Genomic DNA, 19571 nt, shown 5'->3' on the forward strand with positions numbered 1-19571 from the left:
CTTCAAGGCCCCCTTGAACATCAGCGCGATGCTGTATCGTCGCTGAAACCACGAGAATTGAGAGTTCTGACAGATGCAATCAAGTTCCTCAAGATGTCGCAGCGAGACGGCAACGTCGCGGGAATGCATGAAAGAAGACTCTGTGATGACGATACGCTGCATTCATCCACGACAAGTGATCGTGTTTGCGTGTGTACTGACCTGCTTCGTATTCATGAAACCAGAGCAGGTTCGTGCGCAGGGTGTCTTCCAGAATCTCCTGAAAGCATTCTCAATCGAAAAACAGGCCGAACCTGCTTCAGTTCCTATGGTGATGCCAAGGGTTGTCGAGGATGGTGAAATCGACCCCAGCCATGCTCCAACACTCTCGGCATTATTGAATGCCGAACTTCACCTGTTAAATAAGGTATGTAAGCCGACAGCAGCGCAGCTTGAAGAGATCAAAGCTGAAGGAACAAATGCACTCAGAGTGATTTCCGGGCAAATCAGGATGGGCACCAATACCAATGATAATGCGGCCGCTTACCGTGACCTCCTGACTGATGTCCTTCTCAAAAAATCGCAAGAGATTTTTCCAGAAGAAGTGGCCCAGCAATACAAAACAGAGCTGGAACTTCGTCGTGAGGAACGGAAGACCGCTGGTGCTACACTTGCCATGCGACAAATCGACCTCAAAGCAACTCTCACAAAGGAACAGCAACAGGAGGTCGTCAAAGTTCTCATTGATGCGAAGGATCAAGGTTGGAATAAACCGATCGCGATGCTCCTCTATCCTCAGTACTCGCCGTTGCCAGACACGATCACCCTTAAAGGGACATTGACGGATCGCCAAATGAAGATCCTCTCCGAGTCGGCACAAAACGGGAGAATTCACTTGGGGTGGGAAGGAGAACTCGGGTTCGGCGGCCACTTCGCTTCTGTTCGATTGCCTGATGTGAGCAGCGCCGTCAAAGAGACGGAATCGAAGGCGGCAATCGGGGAGTCCAAGCAATGATGTTCCTTTCATCTCATTTCTCGAGGACGTGTCGCTGGATGCAGATTCATCGAATGAGGTCTCAGATTGCCTTAGTCCTCCAAGTGCTCACGGTTTACGCGGTCACGAGCGTGCACACCTGTTCTGCACAGAATGACTTAATCATGATGACGCCCGAGATGGTGTTACAGAATATCTTCTCAAATGCGAGGACGTTTGAAGAGGCTTCCGCAAAAGCAAACGCAGCACTAGGCGCGAAACTGGACTTTCTCAGCGAATCCTTCGATCTCACGCCGGAGCAGAATGCGAAATTGCATACGGCTGGCCGAGGAGATATTCACCGGTTCTTCACGGATTACTCAAGCGCGGTCGTCAAGTTAAATAAGTCGGGGCTCACTCAGCAGGAATATTCCGATTTCTACGTGGGGTCAATTTATCCGCTGCAGCAGAAGTACGTCGCTGGACTCCACAACCGTCAGTCACTTTTTGACCGAACAATCGCATCCACATTGACCCCTCAACAATACGAAGTCTATCTCCAGAATGACCTCGATCGAAGACTCCTCCATTACCGGGTCATCATCAAAGCGATGATCATCAATTTGGACGGGCAATTGCCGATGACCGCCAAACAGCGCGCGGAGTTGGAGGAGGTCATTCTCTCAAAAAGCACTCCTCCTGAAAACGGAATTCCCGACGAGATGCAATTTCAAGTTGCCCTTTACCTGATCTCGAAAATCCCCGAACAGGACTTGAAACCGATCTTTGACGACGCTGAATGGACTGCATTCAAAGCGTTTCGAGCCCAGGGGGCCCACAACGGAATTGCAGCTCAACTGGGATTGACCGACGAATGAACGACCTTTCCGGAACATTCGCCCGAGTGGCCTTCGCCCTGACATTTCTCGTCGGTTCAGTTTCGTACTGCGAGGCTCAATCGCCAGAGTTCTTTACAGGCGATGCCGTCCCGCGTGACATCCGTGAGATGTACGAAAAGGGATTGACTTACCTTGCGAAGACTCAGACTGAAGAGGGGAACTGGCAGGACTCCTATGCGAACCAAGGGGGCGAGGGGTTGGCGATCATGTGCTTTCTTGCATCCGGAGAAGATCCGAATTTCGGACTCTACTCTGGAAACATCAAACGGGCACTCCGCTCGATGATTTCCAAGCAGAACGCCGAAACAGGTTATATCGGCAACAGTATGTACCTGCATGGGTTCTCGATGCTGGCCCTTTCCGAATCATACGGGGTCGTGGACGACCGTAATCTCTGGAGTGGCTCCAAAGAGTCGCCAAAACGTTCGATCGGCCAGGCCCTTGAACTCGCAGTTAGAACAGCCATTACATCACAGAAGAAAAATCCTCTCGGGTCGTGGCGGTATTCTCCGGACGCCACGGATGCGGACACCTCAGCTGCGGGTGCCGTTCTGATGGGGCTTCTCGGTGCTCGCAATGCAGGCATCGAAGTTCCTGATGAATCCATTGAACGGGCCATCGCGTACTTCGTCAGTATGACAGCCCCTTCGGGACAGGTAGCCTACAGCGGAGGCTTGGGCGGATTCGATGAATCGATGGCTCGAATCTCCATTGCAGCACTTGTCTATTCTGTCGCTCGCCGCAAAGACCTTCCGCAGTTCAAATCGACACTTACCTACATCACGGACAAGGTGGAAGGCGGAAGCCCCGGGCATGGGGGAATTGAATACCAGAATTATTATCAGGCTCAGGCACTTTTTCAGGGGAACGTTCAAAGCTGGGAGAAGTGGAACAAGAATTTGGTCCGCCACTTGAAAACCGTTCAACAAAATGACGGAAGCTTTCGTGGTTCTCACGGGAACTATGTGAGTACAACTTTGTCTCTGCTGGCACTTGCCGTGAACTATCGCTTTCTTCCGATTTATGAACGGTGATCATATGGCAGTTGCCTTCCGCTCTTTCATTACCATCTTTTTCTTGTTTGGCGTCGGATTCCATTCAGCAACTGTCTTCGCGGAAGATGGCACAGTTGTCAGCGGCACCTTGCGCACAAAGAATGGAAGCATTTTGAACGGGCGGTTTCATCCTATCGCCAAAGAAGGATTCGTTTCGTGGCAGAGCGATCAGTTTGCGCAGCCATTCGAGTTCCCCGCTCATAAGGTTGAATCCGTTCAGTTCCCGGATGCTGCGGGCAACACTCCTCCTCAATCAGGTTTTTTGTTCGAGTTCCACTCCGGAGAGCGACTTTACGGCGCGCTTAAGACTTGGGAATCAGATCTCGTCCAGATTGAAACGTCTGAGTTCGGCGTCGTTCAAGTACACCCGGGTACTATCAGTCGACTGTCAGTTCTCTCGGAAAGCCCTCAGGTCGTTTTTCCCGGATTCGCGGGGTTAACGAACTGGCAGTCGCAATCAGCAGGGTTGGCGACTTCAGGTACTGAAGAGCTCATCAGAAGGAGATTTGGGCAACGCCCCCAGACTGTCACTGATCAAAAACCAAACAAAGAGTTATGGACCACCGAAGGGCTGGCGGTCGTCACTCGTCAGCCAAATGTCGCTCTCTACCGAGACGTTGGGGTTCCGTCGAAAGCCATTATTGAATTTGAGGTCTCCTGGCGCGAGCTACCTGATTTCGTGCTCTGGCTGGCGACTCCAAACCCTGAAGCCGATTCTCCGCTGGACCAGGGATGGAAGTTTGAAGTCTGGGACGACACGCTGCACGTGCTACGGGAACAAGATCGCGTCGCCGACATCGCAGTTGTTGAAAAACTGTCTCCGAACAAAAAGCAAATCAGCCTGATTGCTTACATCGACTCCGACGCTGGCACTCTGTCGGTTTATCGAAGCAATGGGGAACCGATCGCTTCCCTCAAGATGCCTGAAAACCCAGTCCAATCCAGGAAGCCGAAGAAATCAATCGGAACAGGTTTCCGCCTCGTCAATCGTCATGGAGACGTCCGTCTCGACAGGTTAAGAGTTTCTCATTGGAATGGCGTGCTGCCGCAGCACAGTCAAGCTGAGTCGACAAGACTCACGCTGAATGATGGAAGAGTCTTGAATTCCAACATTTCATCGCTGCAAAACAATGAATTCAACTTTCAGCAGCAGGACGATCAGGAGACCACACCCCCGGTTCCGCTCAAAGAGATCGCAATGATCGACTTCGGCAAAACTCAGGCAGAGACGCCCACTCCTAATACCACAATCATTCTTCAAAATGGGGTTCGAGTCGCGGGAACGGTTCTGGAAACTCAAGATGGGGCGTTGAAATTCAAGAGCGAATCAATCGCTGCGCCACTTTCAATATTGCTGAAGGACGTTCGTTTTTTAGGAGCGAGTAAATTTCAGCCAGCTGAACAGAATGACGGCAGCTTGACCCCGAAAGACGTCACTCGAGGGGAGCTGGTAATCAATGACCAGCGTATTCATGGCTGGCTGGGAAAAGGAGAAGCGACCGCTGACTGCTATTGCCTGAGCTGGCATCCAGTCGAGGCAACAAACTCAAGTGCACTTTTGTTGAACGCCGCCGGCTACATCGTTTTTCCTGAAAAAATGCCGCTATCACCAAGCTCGAATGATGGGAATCAGACTCAGGCGAACGCGGTGCCACGACAGCGTTTTGGCAAGGCGTTGTTGAAGAATCTGGATCAACCGCCAACCGCTCCTCAGATCGATCTCACTTGCCAACTTCACTTGAAGTCCGGTGATTTTTTAAATTGCGAAATCGCTCATATCGACGAATCTGGAGTGACAATCGCTTCGAACGTTTCTAAAGCACTCCTGATCCCTCACGATCAAATTCGAGCAATCCAATTCTCCAAGTCCAAGAATGAACCCGATCTGGAGGCGGCCAAGAAACTCCGTTTGCTGACACTTCCACGACTTCAAAAGACATCACCACCGACTCATTTGCTTTGCTCACTACAGGGAGATTTTCTCCGTTGTCGACTGCTCGAGATGGATGGAGAGAAAATCAAAGTCGAAGTCCATCTTGAGGAGATGTGGATCCCCCGCAATCGAATCGCGCAAATCATCTGGTTCCATACGAGCGAGATTGAGGAAGCGAAGCCATTTTCACCGGAGTCTGCTCTTCCACAATCGAACTCAGGCTCCTCATCGATGGTTGTCCGTCTCCGCGTTGGAGCCCAGGGAATTAACGGACGAGCGGAAGCCGGAGTCGAATCATCCAATTCTCAGGGGGCGCCACTCCAGACAAGTGGAGAAAGCTTCGGGGAGGTAGACACCACAGGGAAATTCAATGGAAGCGTTCTCGTTGTCCGCCGAGACGGTAGTCGACTCTCCATGACTCCGCGATCAGTCAATCAGGACATCATTGCGGGGGATCACGTGGTGCTGGGAGAATCACAGGTGAACCTGAATGAGATTCATCAAATTTTCATTGGAGGGCAGATTTCCTCACTCAGCTCTCAACTTCCATTCCAAAGGTGGAAACTTCAGTTTGCTACAGAACCATTGATTGCGCAAGACCAAGGGGATGGCGATGGGGACTCAGGGACCTCATCAGCGCTGGTGGGTCAAGACGCTCCTGAGATCAACTTGAAAATGGTTGGCGGAAGTCAGTTCAAGCTCTCGGAGCAAAAAGGAAAGGTGATCGTTCTCGACTTCTGGGCCACGTGGTGCGGCCCCTGCCTGAGAACGATGCCACTGCTTCACGACCTCATGAAAAACTACGATTCATCGCAGGTAGAACTCGTTTCAGTCAACCTTGAAGAACCTGAGGAACAAATCAAGTCGACGCTGGAGCGCCTCGGACTGGATTTCAAGGTTGCGATGGACATTGATGGAGTCGCAGCGGCCCGTTACGAAGCGACTTCAATTCCGCAGATTGTCGTCGTCGATCAAACCGGGAAAATCTCACATCTGTTCGTCGAAGCAGGTCCCAGCATGATCGAAAAACTCAAGGGAGCACTCGACAAGCATCTTGCCCCGGAGCCCGATCAAACAGAAGTGAGTTTCAAGTAACTCATGTGGTGAACACAATCACGCACGCCCCGAAATTAGGAACCTAATGAACTCGGCGCGTCTATTGCGGCTATTCCTCTGGGTCCCATCAAGGCGACAAATGGGGGATTGCAGCCCAGAAAATGCAACAAAACATCACAATCCCCGCATTTGAATCAAACACACCCGATTTGTCGTGGAAACCGGGGATCGGGGTAAGACGTCGAGATTGCAACTGAACCAATCTTTCCTCAGGATGTACGATTCATTCGTTTCAGAAAAATCACATCCCTGGTTCGAAATTGGTTACCTGTTCATGGATACGCAAACAAGCCAAGCCATTTCAACGCCGAAATACACCCAGGCTTGGTATCAGCAGATGCTGGCAATTCTTGGCGAAGGCCCTTGCCGACAATTGGGCATCTACGGTATCCCGGAAGGTTTTGTCCTCTCCGTCGTTATCCCTGTTTACAACGAACGGGTCACATTTCCGGTGCTCCTTGAGCGAGTCAGGGCTGTTCCGATCCCCAAGGAAATCGTTCTAATCGACGACTGCAGCAAGGACGGAACTCGCGAGATCCTCCAAGGGCTGACGGACGGAAAAGGGGACGACCCACTCAATAAAATCGTGGTCGTCTTTCATGATGTCAATCAGGGAAAAGGGGCCGCGGTCAAAACTGGAATGGGTCGGGCCACCGGCGATGCGATCATCATTCAGGACGCGGACCTCGAGTACGATCCCGCGGAAATCCCACGCCTGTTACAGCCGATTGTCGAAGGACGCGCTGACGTTGTCTTCGGAAGCAGATTCCTAGGTGATCAGCCGCACCGAGTTCTCTATTTCTGGCACTATTGCGGAAACAAGTTCCTGACAACGCTCTCGAATTGCTTCACCAATCTCAATCTGACGGATATGGAGACCTGCTACAAACTCTTCACCCGAGAAGTGATTCAGGAAATTCAACCGAAGCTCGTCCAGAAGCGATTCGGAATTGAACCCGAAATTACATCCCGAGTCGCTCGCAAGAAATATCGGATTTACGAGACTTCGATCAGCTATAGCGGTCGTACGTACGCTGAGGGGAAGAAAATCGGCGTGAAGGATGGATTCAAAGCACTTTGGTGCATTTTCCGATACGGACTTTTCGAATAAGTCCGTGAAGTTGAACAATCGATCCATCTGAACGCTCAGCGAATGCTAGTGTTCCTTCAACAAAGGACTGAAATCCAGTTCCAGGGTGAGTGTCGCTTGCGCATCGGCTTCTGACGCAAAATCCACAGAGACATTCCATCGTGAAGTCTCTGCTCATAGACAACGTCTCAACGGAATTCCGCAACTACAACGGTGCTCGCCTTGTCTGTATCCAAAAGAATTGTTGTGACAGGAGGGGCCGGATTTATCGGTTCGGCCTTAATCCGTTTTCTTTTGAACAAGACGAATCACGAAGTCCTGAATATCGATGCACTGACCTACGCAGCGAATCTCGATAACCTGAAGTCTGTCGACAAGTCGCCAAGGTATCGATTTCTCCATGCGAACATCTGCGACGAGACTCTAATGCAGAAGGCATTCGCAGAATTCCAGCCAGATGCAGTGATGCACCTCGCTGCAGAGAGTCATGTCGATCGCTCCATTGATGGGCCGAAAGCGTTTCTCGAAACGAACATTATGGGAACGTATTCCCTACTACAGGCTGCTCGCATTCAGTGGAAAACTCTCTCGGAAGACAAACAGCGACAGTGTCGTTTCCTTCATGTCTCCACTGACGAAGTCTATGGGTCGCTGGGAGCAGAAGGGTTCTTCACAGAGAAAACTCCTTATGCCCCCAACTCGCCATACTCGTCCTCAAAAGCCTCTTCCGACATGCTGGTCAGGGCATGGCACCATACATTTGGACTACCGACTCTGATCAGCAACTGCTCCAACAACTACGGCCCATTTCAATTTCCCGAAAAATTGATTCCAGTCATCATTCTCAACGCCATGAAAGGGGTGTCCCTCCCCGTTTACGGTACCGGAGAGAACATTCGCGATTGGCTTTTCGTAGATGATCACGCCACGGCGCTGTACCAGATTCTCGAAGGAGGTTCTGTTGGCGAAACCTACAACATCGGTGGAAACAACGAGAAGCGGAACATCGATCTCGTGCGGGATATCTGTCGAATTCTGGACGAGTTGCTCCCGGACTCCCCGCATCGGCCGCACGAAAACCTGATTCGCTTTGTTCCCGATCGCCCCGGCCATGACCAGCGATACGCTATTGATTCCTCCAAGATTCAAGACAGCCTGAACTGGGAGCCATCCGTCACCGTCGAAGAAGGATTGCGGTCCACCGTCGAGTGGTACTTGAACAATCGAGACTGGTGGCAAACGGTTCTCGATCGTGGATTTCAACAAGATCAGCGTCTCGGCACTACAAAGTAATCCGCAGCAATTTGCATGAGGGACAGGGTTCGGGAATGGTGATTGTCTTTGGAAAACAGGGACAGGTTGCAGAGGAACTCCAGCGGCTTTCCTCCAGTACGCAACTCCCAATTCGTGCCTATTCCCGTACGGACTGCGATCTGATGGATACACTTCAGATCAAACAGGTTCTCGAAAAAGCCCCGCCAGAGTGTGTCGTCATCAATGCTGCTGCTTACACACACGTAGATCATGCCGAGTCAAACGCAGATGCTGCTCATCAACTGAACGCAGTCGCTCCTACGATCATCGCAGAGCAGTGCAGAGAATTCGGCCATCGGCTGATTCACATCTCAACGGACTATGTTTTTAACGGGGAATCGAAACGACCCTATCGAGTTGACGATGCAACCACACCGCTTGGAGTTTACGGACAAACGAAACTCGACGGGGAAATCGGGATACTCAAGGCCAATCCGCAATCGTTAATCCTGCGAACGTCCTGGGTCTTCAGTCCATATGGCCGAAATTTCGTAAAGACGATGCTGACTCTTGGTTCGCAACGAAACGAGCTTGCCGTTGTGAATGACCAACATGGGGGGCCCACCGCGGCGTCTTCCATCGCAGCAACTTGTCTGAAGCTGGCAAAGCAGATCAGACAGATGCCTGAACACTCCCCGGATTGGGGGATTTACCACTATTCAGGTAGCCCAGAGACGACTTGGTTCGGATTCGCTGAAGAGATCTTCCATGTCGCGGGGCTTGCCGTAGTGGTTCGCCCGATTTCGACCAGTGAATATCCGACACCCGCCAAGCGTCCCACTCATTCTGTCCTTGATTGCAGCAGGTTGAAAGATGCATTCGGCATCTCGCAACCGAACTGGCATCACGATTTGGCAGAGACAGTAAAAACAATTCGAAAATCAATGAACTGACATGGATCTGTTTGACCGAGGGTCCAAGTTCCTGTTACGATTTTGATTGCACGTGTTTTGCGTTGTTTTCCTCAGCGACTCTCCAAAATACTGCTCCCGCCTCAAACTCATTCAACCATGAACTCGCCATGTTCATTTACAAACGCAACCTGGTTGGCTGCGCAGTGCTGTTGTGCACGCTGGTTACCATTGCATTCGGTTTGAGTGACACGATTTGCCTTGCTCAAGAGGATGGCGAACATTCAGAGAGCTTCCTCAAGGGAAAAGCGGTTTACACAAAGCTCTGTGCACATTGCCACGGGGCAGCGGGGGAAGGGACGCCTGATTATTCGATCGCGCTGACCGGCGATAAGTCCGTCCTTGAACTCACCGATCTGATCGATCGCACCATGCCTGAAGGGGAGCCGGAACTCTGCTCTGCCGAAGAGGCCCGTGATGTCGCCGCATACATTCACAATGAATTTTACTCGCCTCTCGCTCAGGCCCGAATCCGCCCCGCCACTGTCGATTTCTCCCGCCTGACGGTTCGTCAATTTGAAAATTCCGTTACAGACGTTCTGCGGAGTTTCCAGACTTGGGACTCCACATCCAAAGAGAACGGACTCAAGGCAGCCTATTACAACCTGCGCTGGTTCGACGAGAAAAAGCGAGTCATCGAACGTACCGACCCGGAAATATCATTTTCGTTTGGAGCGGAGAAGCCGGCAGGATTTCCCAGTGAGCCTGACACCGAGAAGAGGGCTGCTGACGACATTCACGATGAGCTTGAGTTCTCGATCCAATGGACCGGTTCTGTCTACATTCCGAAGACGGGTGATTACGAGTTCATTCTGGAGTCCGAAAATGGCGTTCGGCTGTTCCTCAACGACAACCAGAAAGAATTGATCGACGCCTGGGTCGCATCGGGAACAGAAACCTCGCACCGGGGAACGACTCATCTCCTCGGCGGACGTCGATACGCGATTCGCGTTGAGTTTTTCCGCTACAAGCAACCAACCGCTTCGATCAAACTGAAATGGAAACGTCCCGGGTTCGCTGAAGAGGTGATCCCGACCCGCTTCTTGTTCAAAGAATGGGCTCCTGAACTGTTTGTGATCAACACACCGTTTCCACCCGATGATCGAAGTTCCGGGTATGAACGGGGAACAACGATTTCAAAGGGCTGGAAGGAAGCGGTCATTCAAGCCAGCCTTGAAACCGGTGACTACGTTTCCAGTAAAATTCCAACTCTGGCAGGGCTGGGAGAAAACGACGAGAACAGAGCCCAGAAAATTCGCGATTTCAGCATCCGCTTTGTCACAACGGCATTTCGTCGCCCCCTGAGCGAAGAGCAAATCCACGAACTCATCGACCGCCAATTAACAGGGGTCTCGGAGGAAATCGGCGTCAAACGCGTCGTCTTGCGAACTTTAATGTCTCCCGCGTTCCTGTATCGGGAGCATGGCCACCAACAGTTTGATCAGTATTCGATGGCATCATGGCTTTCGTTTACGCTTTGGGATTCGATTCCCGATCAGGCGCTGCTCGACGCGGCAGGTCGTGGCGAACTCGAAACCGAAGAACAAATCTCACAGCAAGTCGAGAGAATGCTGGGCGATTATCGCAGCAAGACTAAACTTTTGGGATTCCTCCAGCAGTGGCTGCGACTTGACCACATGGTCGAGATTGTGAAAGACCAGAAAGTTCATACGGGGTTCGACCACCAAATGGTCTCTGACCTGCAGGCTTCGCTTGAGCTATTTCTGGATGAGGTGATCAACAGTCCTGAAGCTGATCTGAAGCAATTCTTTCTGGATGACGGGCTTTATCTGAACGGGCGATTGGCGACCTATTACGGGGCTGACCTTCCCGCTGATTCTCCACTCCAACGGTATGTCTTTGAAGGTCAGGCCCGATCTGGTGTACTGACACATCCGCTTCTGCTGGCGGGGTTTGCGTACGACCTGGAGACTTCACCCATCCATCGTGGAGTATTCATTTCTCGCAGCTTACTTGGTCGTCGACTCAAACCGCCCCCAGAGGCTGTCGCTCCACTCGCTCCAGATTTGCACGCAGGATTAACAACCCGCGAACGCGTGCTCATCCAGACCAGTCCGAATTCGTGCCAGACGTGCCATACCATGATCAACGATCTGGGTTTTTCGCTGGAACATTTTGACGCGAGCGGCCGATACCGAAGTCAGGACAAGAACCAGGAAATCAATGACGCAGGATCTTATGTCGATCGATTCGGGACAGAGACGAGTTTTCATGGCTCACGCGAACTCGCGGAGTTTCTCGCCTCTTCCCCGGAAACTCGCGAAGCATTTACGGAACAGCTATTTCAATATCTCGTCAAGCAGCCAGTACGAGCGTTTGGGCCTGAGGAATTGAGTCGACAGACACAGCGATTTGCTGATTCTGGAACGAATATTCGCACCTTGATGAAGAACATTGTCGTGTCATCCGCACTGGGTGCCCGGCAACTCGAACGACAGAAGTCGACGGCTTCTGTTAACCACTAATCACTTCTCCAAGATTGGAGCACAGCCATGATTCATGCATCATCTCGACGAGGATTCCTGAAGCAACTCGGGATGAGTGCGGCTGCGTTTCCATTCATTTGCAATCTTCCTAGCCTTGGGTTTGAAAACTCACAGGCTCGAAAAAAACGACTCGTCATTCTCTTCAGCCCCAACGGTGTCGTACGCAAGAATTTCTGGCAGGATGAAGCGGGACCGCTTGCAGAATTCAAAGAAATTCTTGCACCGCTCGAGCCGTACAAAGATCGCACGCTCCTCTTAAATGGGGTCTGTGACAAGATTCGGGGAGACGGAGATGCTCACATGCGTGGAATGGGCTGTCTTCTCACTGGAATCGAACTCTTTCCGGGGAATATTCAAGGGGGATCCGACACACCGGCCGGGTGGGCCAGCGGAATTTCGATCGATCAAGAGGTCAAAAATTATCTTCAGTCACAGGCAGCGACGAAAACCCGCTTTGGATCGCTGGAATTCGGTGTCGTTGTACCTGAACGTGCCGATACCTGGACCCGCATGGTGTACGCAGGAGCGAATCGTCCGATCGCCCCGATCGACAACCCATACCAGATGTTCAAGAAGCTGTACGGAGGAATGAAAGATCAGGAGAGCCTGAAGAGCGTCCTGGATCAGATTTCCGGCGACCTGAAGAAAGTCGAATCTGTTGTCAGCTCTGAGGACCAGAAACTCCTCCAGGAACACGCTGAATTCGTTCGGCAAATGGAACTTGAAATCGCAGCAGCCCAAAACAGTTCCAACACGCACGCTGTCCCTGAACTCGATCCGGGAGTTGTCGTTGCCAACGATAACTTACCGCAACTGTCCCGCATGCAGGTCGACCTGATGGTAAACAGTTTCGTATCTGACTTCGCCCGAGTAGCGACGATGCAGTTCACACACTCAGTGGGACAGGCACGAATGAAGTGGCTCAATATCGACGAAACGCATCACACTCTCTCCCACGAACCCAACAGCAACGAAGACGCACAAGAAAAGCTGACGAAGATCAACCGCTGGTATTGCGAGCAACTCGCTTACCTGGTGAAAAAACTGGCGGAGACCCCCGAGCCGGGCGGAGATGGCAGCCTGTTGGACAACACGACCGTTGTTTGGACAAACGAGCTTGGGGAAGGAAACTCTCATACATTGAATAACATTCCATTCGTCCTGATCGGGAATGGGATGGACTTCAAAATGGGGCAAGCCCTGCAGTTGGACGCAGTTCCGCACAACCGCCTACTCATGTCGCTTGCTCACGGAATGGGGCACCATATTCCGCACTTTGGAAATCCAAATTACTGTGCGGATGGTCCTTTAGACTTGAGCTAGCCCCAACGGCGGCGGTCGCTCAGCTCAGTGGACTACCGTCGCTTGAAAGACCAGCGAAACTTGCATTGTTGTCACGTCGCAATTGGCGACGAACCCATCAACAATCGCCGACAAGTTGACACCCAGCAATCCGTTCGGGCTGATACTCCGTTGTTCCTGTACGGGCCGCCGAGTAGCGATTACTGTATTTGGTTCGTGGCAAATGCTGCCACAAGGGTGCAGCCGTATCTGGCGACCATTTTTGAGTGAAAACCTGTGCGGCCAGTGAAACTCTACTGACCGTCACAAGACAGAGGAAACAGGACCAATGGCTGTTGTCGAAGCACTTCCATACAAAGTCAAGAATCTTGGACTGGCTGAACTCGGCCGTAAGGAAATCGAACTGGCAGAATACGAAATGCCAGGATTGATGTCCCTCCGCAAGAAATACGGCCCCAGCAAGCCACTTAAGGGTGCTCGTATTGCTGGTTGCCTCCACATGACCATTCAGACTGCTGTTCTGATGGAAACACTCGTCGAACTCGGAGCTGAAGTTCGCTGGTCTAGCTGCAACATTTTCTCGACACAGGATCAAGCTGCCGCAGCGATGGCTGCCGCAGGGATTCCGACATTTGCCTGGAAAGGCGAAACTGAAGAAGAGTTCAACTGGTGCATCGAGCAGACACTGTTCTGGCCAGATGGTCAGCCATTGAACATGATCCTGGACGACGGCGGCGACCTCACAGTGATGGTCCACGAGAAGTACCCACACCTGATTCCAGGGATCAAGGGGCTGACAGAAGAAACAACCACTGGCGTTCACCGTCTCGCACAGATGTTCTCCGCTGGGAAACTCGGCCTTCCAGCGATCAACGTCAACGACTCCGTTACCAAGAGCAAGTTCGACAACCTCTACGGTTGCCGCGAATCACTCGCTGACGGAATCAAACGCGCTACGGACGTCATGGTCGCAGGTAAGGTTGTTGTGATCTGCGGCTACGGCGACGTGGGTAAGGGCTGTGCCGACGCGATGGACGGATTCGGAGCGCGCGTCATCGTCACCGAAATCGACCCGATCTGTGCATTGCAAGCTGCAATGGAAGGATATCAGGTCACGACCATGGAAGAGGCAGCCTCATTTGGAGACATTTTCGTCACCACAACTGGCTGTATCGACGTGATTACCGGTGCTCATCTCGACAAGATGAAGCACAACGCAATCGTTTGCAACATCGGTCACTTCGACTCTGAAATCAACATCGCCTACCTGAAGAATCGCAAAGATATTCAGCGTATTCGCGTCAAAGCTGACTCTGACGTCGGTGGACCAGTCGACAAGTTTGTGTACCCAGACGGGAAAGCGGTTCTCGTTCTCGCCGAAGGCCGACTGGTAAACCTCGGCTGTGCAACAGGACACCCATCGTTTGTGATGTCGAACAGCTTCACAAATCAGGTCATGGGACAGCTCGAACTCTGGAACAATCCAGGCAAGTACGAAATCGGCGTTCACGTTCTTCCAAAGGAACTGGACGAAGAAGTGGCCCGCCTTCACCTCGATCAACTTGGAGTCAAGTTGACCCAGTTGACACAGGCACAGGCAGATTACCTGAACGTGCCAGTGGCTGGTCCATTCAAGCCAGACCACTACCGCTACTAATCGACCCGTCTCCTGAATCTGGCGTTGCTAAACCGACACCAGACTTTTCGGAGACAAACACTTCGCGAGCCTGCTTGCAAGAACAGACGATCGATAAAAAAAGAAAAGAGCCCTGCATTAACGCGGGGCTCTTTTTTTGTGGTGCTCGCAATCGCACTTCAGAAACTCAGCAGAAAGGCGTCGCTACGAGTAGTACGGTTCTGCTGGGATACCGGTCTCGTTGAGCACTCGCTGCACGATCCTGTCGACTTCCTCGTCGGGTAGGGGAGTCACATAACTCTCGGCCGGCGGACGTGCGACGGTGTAAACCTGAACGAGCTTGATCTGACCACGTGCTTTTTGAATCTCGTTCAGCCTGTTGATGAACTCAGTGATCTCATTTTCATCTGGAGGCACCTTGTTCACCTGCATGAACAGGCTTTGAATGACAATTGGTCGAACTCGAGAAGCGAGGAGCAGATTGTCAAGAATCCGTTGAAACGGAATCTTCGTGCGTTCCACCAGCTTGTAATAATCCTCAGTCCCGGCATCGAGCTTGGCCCAGATCTCACCGTTGTTCTGATCGAGGATCTCGAGTCCTCGTTGCACTTTCTCGCGATGGAACATGCTGGCATTGGTAATCAGCACCATCTTCACGTTCGGGAGGTCGTGCTTTTCCTTGAGTCCAGCGACCCGCTGCATGATCTCGTCGAAGTTTTTGAAGGTCGTCGGCTCCCCATCACCCGAAAACGCGATGTCATTTAATCGTCTGACATTTTCCGGCAAGGAAGCGAACTTCAAATCTCGATAGATTTCACCAGTCGATACGAAACTGAGCATCTGATCAATTTCGGTGAGAAGTCGGTCAAGCTCGACAAATCGGGTTTCGGCCTCACTTCGACGATCGACCTGACAGTAAATGCAATCGAAGTTACAGATTTTGTCCGGATTCAGGTTCACTCCGATCGAAATTCCCCGGCTTCTGCGGGAGACGACGGGGTAGACGAACTTGTTCTGTTCGTAGAGACGTGAGTGAAGGTGGTGCTGCGGCAGAGAAATAACAGTCATCCATATCAGGATCGACGGAATTGGATGTCGTTCAGACACACGACGGGACGATCATGTTCATTCTAGTCGGGGAACCACGGTCGTCGATGGGATTCCGCCCCAACAACAGAATTGATTCCGCCAGATCGCCTCTCACAACAGTGTGGCGATCCGGCAGCGATAAACGCAACGTTTGAACGAGTTTTTGTCGCCATTCGCCGCCACATACGCCTGAGAGAAGGGCTGAATCTGAAACAACTGATGTTAATGTCAAAAAAATATCCTTTTTCTTCGACGCTGCACACAGAGAATCAGGGTTTGTCACCTGCTGAAAACTCACACCAAACAACATCCCATCCATTGCCTACGACTCCCCATAACACAGCGAAACTCTGGAACATTCCCATCCAATGCTGTTGATTCCGACTCATTTTCGCTGACGAAAACGCGAATCTTCAGTCGGCCATGACTCGACGTCAGCGAACCGAATCGAAATACTGTGGGTGAATTCAATCAACGATTCTCATCGTCCTTCACCTCGAAAGTCGCTTTGCATGTCTGCTTCCCGCGTCGCGAGTCCACTTCGCATCCTTGCAATTCACGCTCACCCAGATGACCTCGAACTTCAGTGCGTGGGAACATTGGCGTTATTGAAGCAAAAAGGTCACCACGTCGTGATGGCGAATATGACGCCGGGTGACAAGGGAAGCGCAGAACTCGGGCCGGACGAAATTGCAGCGGTTCGTCGCCAGGAAGCACAGGATTCTGCGAAACTCCTCGGCGTCGAATGCCTCTGCCTTGAATTCCGCGACCTCTGCATCGACGTGAACGACGAAAGTCGCCGTCGAGTCACTGAGGCGTTCCGAATCGCCCAGCCTGACATCGTCATCACCGCACCACCTGTCGATTACATGAGCGATCATGAAATGACGAGCCGGCTCGTTCGAGATGCCTGCTTCACCGCTGCGGTTCCGAATTACTACACAGGCCAGCCTGACCCAGCACCGCTGACCAAGGGAATTCCGGCTCTGTACTATGTCGACCCAATCGAAGGAATTGATTGGTACGGCGAAAAGGTGAAAACCGATTTCATCGTCGACATCACCGAAACATTTGAACTCAAACTTCAAATGCTGGCGTGCCACAAGAGCCAGCGTGAATGGCTTCAGCGTCAGCATGGGATGGACGAGTATCTCGACTCATGCCGTCGTTGGGCAGGAATTCGTGGTGCAGAAGGGGGCTACAAGTATGGAGAAGGCTTCCGCCAGCACTCCGGTCACCCATACCCGCACGACAATCTGCTCCTGCAGGCGTTGAACGGCTAATTTGCCCTTCGCCCAGTGAAGATTGGCAACTTTTTCCAACGAGGCAATGTGGAACAATTTCCGTTCCACGCTGCCTTTTTTGATTCTGGTGACATTCGAAAACAATTCTACGGAGTTCACCAGGGATCTGCGATTCCACTCGGTGGTTGCCTACAATTTGCCGAAGAAATGAGCACTCGAAGCATCCAGAATTCCACCAGAGCCTCATGTAAAACTGGGCAAAAAAAACAATCAAATCGAGAGGTAGACAAGCTCTCTCCGGTTTCTCTAGGATGCGCCGAGTAAATCGGACAAAAACAGAAAAACTTGCAATAACTGGAATTCAAAGATGGCAGACGGCGGCGTCAACATTACATGGCATGAGCACAAGGTTTCGAGCGACAAGCGTCGCGAACTCATGGGCAACAAGGGTGCCGTGATCTGGTTCACCGGACTGAGCGGTTCCGGAAAGAGCACCATCGCGAACACCGTCGACCACAAACTGCACCAGTTGGGCAAGAAAACCTACGTTCTTGACGGCGACAACATTCGCTTCGGCCTGAACAAGGACAAGAAATCACTGGTCGAGAAGGCAGGCTTCTCAGAAGAAGCTGGTGCACGCTTTGGCGTTGGCTTCTCCGCCGAAGATCGCATGGAAAACATTCGCCGAATTGGCGAAGTCTCCAAGCTATTCTCAGACGCTGCAATCATCACTTTGACCGCATTCATCTCCCCTTACCGAATCGACCGTGACAACGTCCGCAAGATTCTGGCGGAAGGCGAGTTCATCGAGATCTACGTCAAAGCGTCGCTGGATACTTGCGAAAAACGAGATCCCAAAGGGCTTTACAAGAAAGCTCGTGCAGGCGAACTCAAGGGATTCACTGGCATCGACGCTCCTTATGAAGAGCCAGAAAATCCAGAACTGGTTCTGGACTCGGACGGCAAGGGAATCGAAGAACTGGCAGACGAAGTGATCGCCTACCTGGACGCTAAAGGCTACCTGAAGGCTTAGTTCCTTGGAGAGAAACTCTCCATGCACACGGTGCAGGTCTGCTTCAAAGAGGGACGTTTCCTCGCGTCGACCGCGGAATTTCCGCGAAAAATGTCTGCTTTTGCTGACTTTCGATGCGTTGGTTAATTGACAACCCTTCAGAAGCGGACTCTACTAAGCCCAGCATTTCAGCTGATCAGCGTCCCATTTGATGCCATTTTGAAAGGAGCCACGATGGCCGACATTAAGCCATTGACAAAGACTCAGATCCTGTCCGAACTTTCCGAGCGCACAGGCATTGCCAAAAAAGACGTTGCCGAAGTGATGGAAAAGCTCGAAGGCTTGATCGAAGAAAGCCTCGGCAAGAAGGGTGCAGGGGTCTTCACACTCCCAGGTCTTCTCAAGATTGCGATCAAGCAGAAGAAGGCAACTCCAGCTCGCGTTGGACGCAATCCACAGACTGGCGAAGAGATGCCTATCGCTGCTAAGAAGGCTCGCAAGGTCGTCAAAGTCACTGCTCTCAAGAAACTCAAAGAGATGGTCTAATTTACATCGCGCCCGCGATGGTCAGCTTGGTGCCCTGCTGAATGCACCGCTGTTCACTGAGATCATGAGATTCAAACAGACACCCCGACAATTTTGTTGGGGTGTCTGTTTTTTATAACCCCGCAGTCTCACACCAGCTCTGCCGCCCCGTCTTTGACTTCAATCAACGACAAACCCCGCACGACGGCAACAGTACGCTTCCGAATAACTCCACCCCACACAAGCAGCTCACAGACCGGATTACCCGCTCAATTCAGGTTCACTGGCTTCGCACTGAAAACAGCGCCCCTCGACAACTCTACGTACTTGAGAGAAAGTGGCGTGTTTAGATGCCGACCGCTGAACTGAAACAGTTCGCATCCCACATTCCACTCAGATCGCACGCGAAGGCAATGCAGAGCCTTTTCGGTAGCCAGCCGAGCTGGCAAATCACAACACCAGTGCATCCTGTGCTCAACGCATTCAATCGCGATTTGAGTTGGAGTCAGCAAGGACGCTCCCATGCTCACAAGAAACCTACTCAAAGGGTTTTCAACGCGTTTGACGTGGAAAAATGCTGTCAAAGCCCGAAGATCCACAAGCAGCTTTCGTGACCGTTTCATCTGCCACAATCGCTCTGTAAACACCTTGTCGACACGTGCCAATCGTTGTGAAAAATTTCTTTTTGTCGCAATCGTTGATTGTGCAAGATGATTGTGATTGGCACAAAAAAATGTGCCTGTTCGAGGGTCCTTTTCGCTTTGACTCGCGAGCTCTCAGCAGTACGATCAGCCCTGTTGAGTCTATTATCCATTCCGAGCTTTGGACCCCTCTCGTCCCGGCTCAGTGTTCAGTTGCTTTCCCCGCTCTCACTACTTTTCCTTGTGCTATTGTGGAATGGCGCCAGCGTGTTGAGCCCAGTGTTCTCACGCTAACAATCAAGGTTGGCATGTGGTCGCGGAGTAGCACACAAGAAGGGTTGCAAG

At 51.7% G+C, this 19571-nt stretch carries 14 protein-coding genes; 13 read left to right on the plus strand and 1 reads right to left on the minus strand.

Going from position 1 to position 19571, the window contains the following annotated elements:
* The first annotated feature begins 145 nt into the window (after positions 1 to 145).
* From SH668x_RS19000 to ahcY, 10 genes are all read left to right on the plus strand, one after another.
* Entirely contained in the window at positions 146 to 994 is an 849-nt protein-coding gene (locus SH668x_RS19000) for a hypothetical protein (protein ID WP_437186640.1), read from the plus strand.
* A gap of 143 nt (positions 995 to 1137) precedes the next feature.
* Positions 1138 to 1830, plus strand: a complete 693-nt coding sequence (locus SH668x_RS19005; RefSeq protein ID WP_437186641.1) for a hypothetical protein — start codon at positions 1138 to 1140, stop codon at positions 1828 to 1830.
* Entirely contained in the window at positions 1827 to 2885 is a 1059-nt protein-coding gene (locus tag SH668x_RS19010; RefSeq protein ID WP_437186642.1) for a squalene--hopene cyclase, read from the plus strand. Before SH668x_RS19005 ends, SH668x_RS19010 begins: the two co-directional genes overlap by 4 nt.
* A 4-nt stretch (positions 2886 to 2889) precedes the next feature.
* A complete protein-coding gene (locus SH668x_RS19015; RefSeq protein ID WP_437186643.1) occupies positions 2890 to 5934 on the plus strand; it encodes a TlpA family protein disulfide reductase in 3045 nt (1014 codons plus the stop codon).
* Between the two features lie 295 nt (positions 5935 to 6229).
* Positions 6230 to 7066 (plus strand): glycosyltransferase family 2 protein, encoded by an 837-nt coding sequence (locus tag SH668x_RS19020; protein WP_437186644.1) that lies wholly within the window; start codon positions 6230 to 6232, stop codon positions 7064 to 7066.
* Between the two features lie 201 nt (positions 7067 to 7267).
* Entirely contained in the window at positions 7268 to 8338 is a 1071-nt protein-coding gene (rfbB, locus tag SH668x_RS19025; RefSeq protein WP_437186645.1) for a dTDP-glucose 4,6-dehydratase, read from the plus strand.
* A 35-nt stretch (positions 8339 to 8373) separates the two neighbouring features.
* Positions 8374 to 9252, plus strand: coding sequence for a dTDP-4-dehydrorhamnose reductase (gene rfbD, locus SH668x_RS19030; RefSeq protein ID WP_437186646.1), 879 nt, complete (start codon positions 8374 to 8376; stop codon positions 9250 to 9252).
* A 128-nt stretch (positions 9253 to 9380) separates the two neighbouring features.
* Positions 9381 to 11756, plus strand: coding sequence for a DUF1592 domain-containing protein (locus SH668x_RS19035; protein WP_437186647.1), 2376 nt, complete (start codon positions 9381 to 9383; stop codon positions 11754 to 11756).
* Positions 11757 to 11783: 27 nt separating this feature from the next.
* Positions 11784 to 13100, plus strand: coding sequence for a DUF1552 domain-containing protein (locus SH668x_RS19040; RefSeq protein ID WP_437186648.1), 1317 nt, complete (start codon positions 11784 to 11786; stop codon positions 13098 to 13100).
* 307 nt (positions 13101 to 13407) lie between these two features.
* Complete coding sequence (gene ahcY / locus SH668x_RS19045; RefSeq protein WP_437186649.1) at positions 13408 to 14736, plus strand: adenosylhomocysteinase; 1329 nt, start codon at positions 13408 to 13410, stop codon at positions 14734 to 14736.
* A 183-nt stretch (positions 14737 to 14919) separates the two neighbouring features.
* On the opposite strand, the gene SH668x_RS19050 is transcribed toward ahcY, so the two are convergent.
* Positions 14920 to 15783 carry a radical SAM protein gene (locus SH668x_RS19050; RefSeq protein ID WP_437186650.1) on the minus strand — a complete coding sequence of 288 codons (864 nt, stop codon included), beginning with the start codon at positions 15781 to 15783 and terminating at the stop codon, positions 14920 to 14922.
* A 533-nt stretch (positions 15784 to 16316) separates the two neighbouring features.
* On the opposite strand from SH668x_RS19050, the gene SH668x_RS19055 reads away from it, so the two are divergent.
* The 3 genes from SH668x_RS19055 (at position 16317) to SH668x_RS19065 (ending at position 18606) form a co-directional block, all read left to right on the plus strand.
* The gene (locus SH668x_RS19055; RefSeq protein WP_437186651.1) at positions 16317 to 17087 is read left to right on the plus strand and encodes a PIG-L deacetylase family protein; all 771 of its coding nucleotides are present in this window, start codon (positions 16317 to 16319) and stop codon (positions 17085 to 17087) included.
* Between the two features lie 328 nt (positions 17088 to 17415).
* A complete protein-coding gene (cysC, locus tag SH668x_RS19060) occupies positions 17416 to 18081 on the plus strand; it encodes an adenylyl-sulfate kinase (RefSeq protein WP_437186652.1) in 666 nt (221 codons plus the stop codon).
* 213 nt (positions 18082 to 18294) lie between these two features.
* Positions 18295 to 18606 carry an HU family DNA-binding protein gene (locus tag SH668x_RS19065; protein ID WP_437186653.1) on the plus strand — a complete coding sequence of 104 codons (312 nt, stop codon included), beginning with the start codon at positions 18295 to 18297 and terminating at the stop codon, positions 18604 to 18606.
* Positions 18607 to 19571 lie beyond the last annotated feature (965 nt).

The organism is Planctomicrobium mucosum, assembly GCF_051466335.1.
Taxonomy (GTDB): Bacteria; Planctomycetota; Planctomycetia; order Planctomycetales; family Planctomycetaceae; genus Planctomicrobium.

What these genes read in the sequence shown, in the direction of transcription:
- SH668x_RS19000 (WP_437186640.1), top strand. Translation starts at nt 146, where the DNA reads ATGACGATACGCTGCATTCATCCACGACAAGTGATCGTGTTTGCGTGT.
- SH668x_RS19005 (WP_437186641.1), top strand. Translation starts at nt 1,138, where the DNA reads ATGATGACGCCCGAGATGGTGTTACAGAATATCTTCTCAAATGCGAGG.
- SH668x_RS19010 (WP_437186642.1), top strand. Translation starts at nt 1,827, where the DNA reads ATGAACGACCTTTCCGGAACATTCGCCCGAGTGGCCTTCGCCCTGACA.
- SH668x_RS19015 (WP_437186643.1), top strand. Translation starts at nt 2,890, where the DNA reads ATGGCAGTTGCCTTCCGCTCTTTCATTACCATCTTTTTCTTGTTTGGC.
- SH668x_RS19020 (WP_437186644.1), top strand. Translation starts at nt 6,230, where the DNA reads ATGGATACGCAAACAAGCCAAGCCATTTCAACGCCGAAATACACCCAG.
- rfbD (WP_437186646.1), top strand. Translation starts at nt 8,374, where the DNA reads ATGGTGATTGTCTTTGGAAAACAGGGACAGGTTGCAGAGGAACTCCAG.
- SH668x_RS19035 (WP_437186647.1), top strand. Translation starts at nt 9,381, where the DNA reads ATGTTCATTTACAAACGCAACCTGGTTGGCTGCGCAGTGCTGTTGTGC.
- SH668x_RS19040 (WP_437186648.1), top strand. Translation starts at nt 11,784, where the DNA reads ATGATTCATGCATCATCTCGACGAGGATTCCTGAAGCAACTCGGGATG.
- ahcY (WP_437186649.1), top strand. Translation starts at nt 13,408, where the DNA reads ATGGCTGTTGTCGAAGCACTTCCATACAAAGTCAAGAATCTTGGACTG.
- SH668x_RS19050 (WP_437186650.1), bottom strand. Translation starts at nt 15,783, where the DNA reads ATGACTGTTATTTCTCTGCCGCAGCACCACCTTCACTCACGTCTCTAC.
- SH668x_RS19055 (WP_437186651.1), top strand. Translation starts at nt 16,317, where the DNA reads ATGTCTGCTTCCCGCGTCGCGAGTCCACTTCGCATCCTTGCAATTCAC.
- cysC (WP_437186652.1), top strand. Translation starts at nt 17,416, where the DNA reads ATGGCAGACGGCGGCGTCAACATTACATGGCATGAGCACAAGGTTTCG.
- SH668x_RS19065 (WP_437186653.1), top strand. Translation starts at nt 18,295, where the DNA reads ATGGCCGACATTAAGCCATTGACAAAGACTCAGATCCTGTCCGAACTT.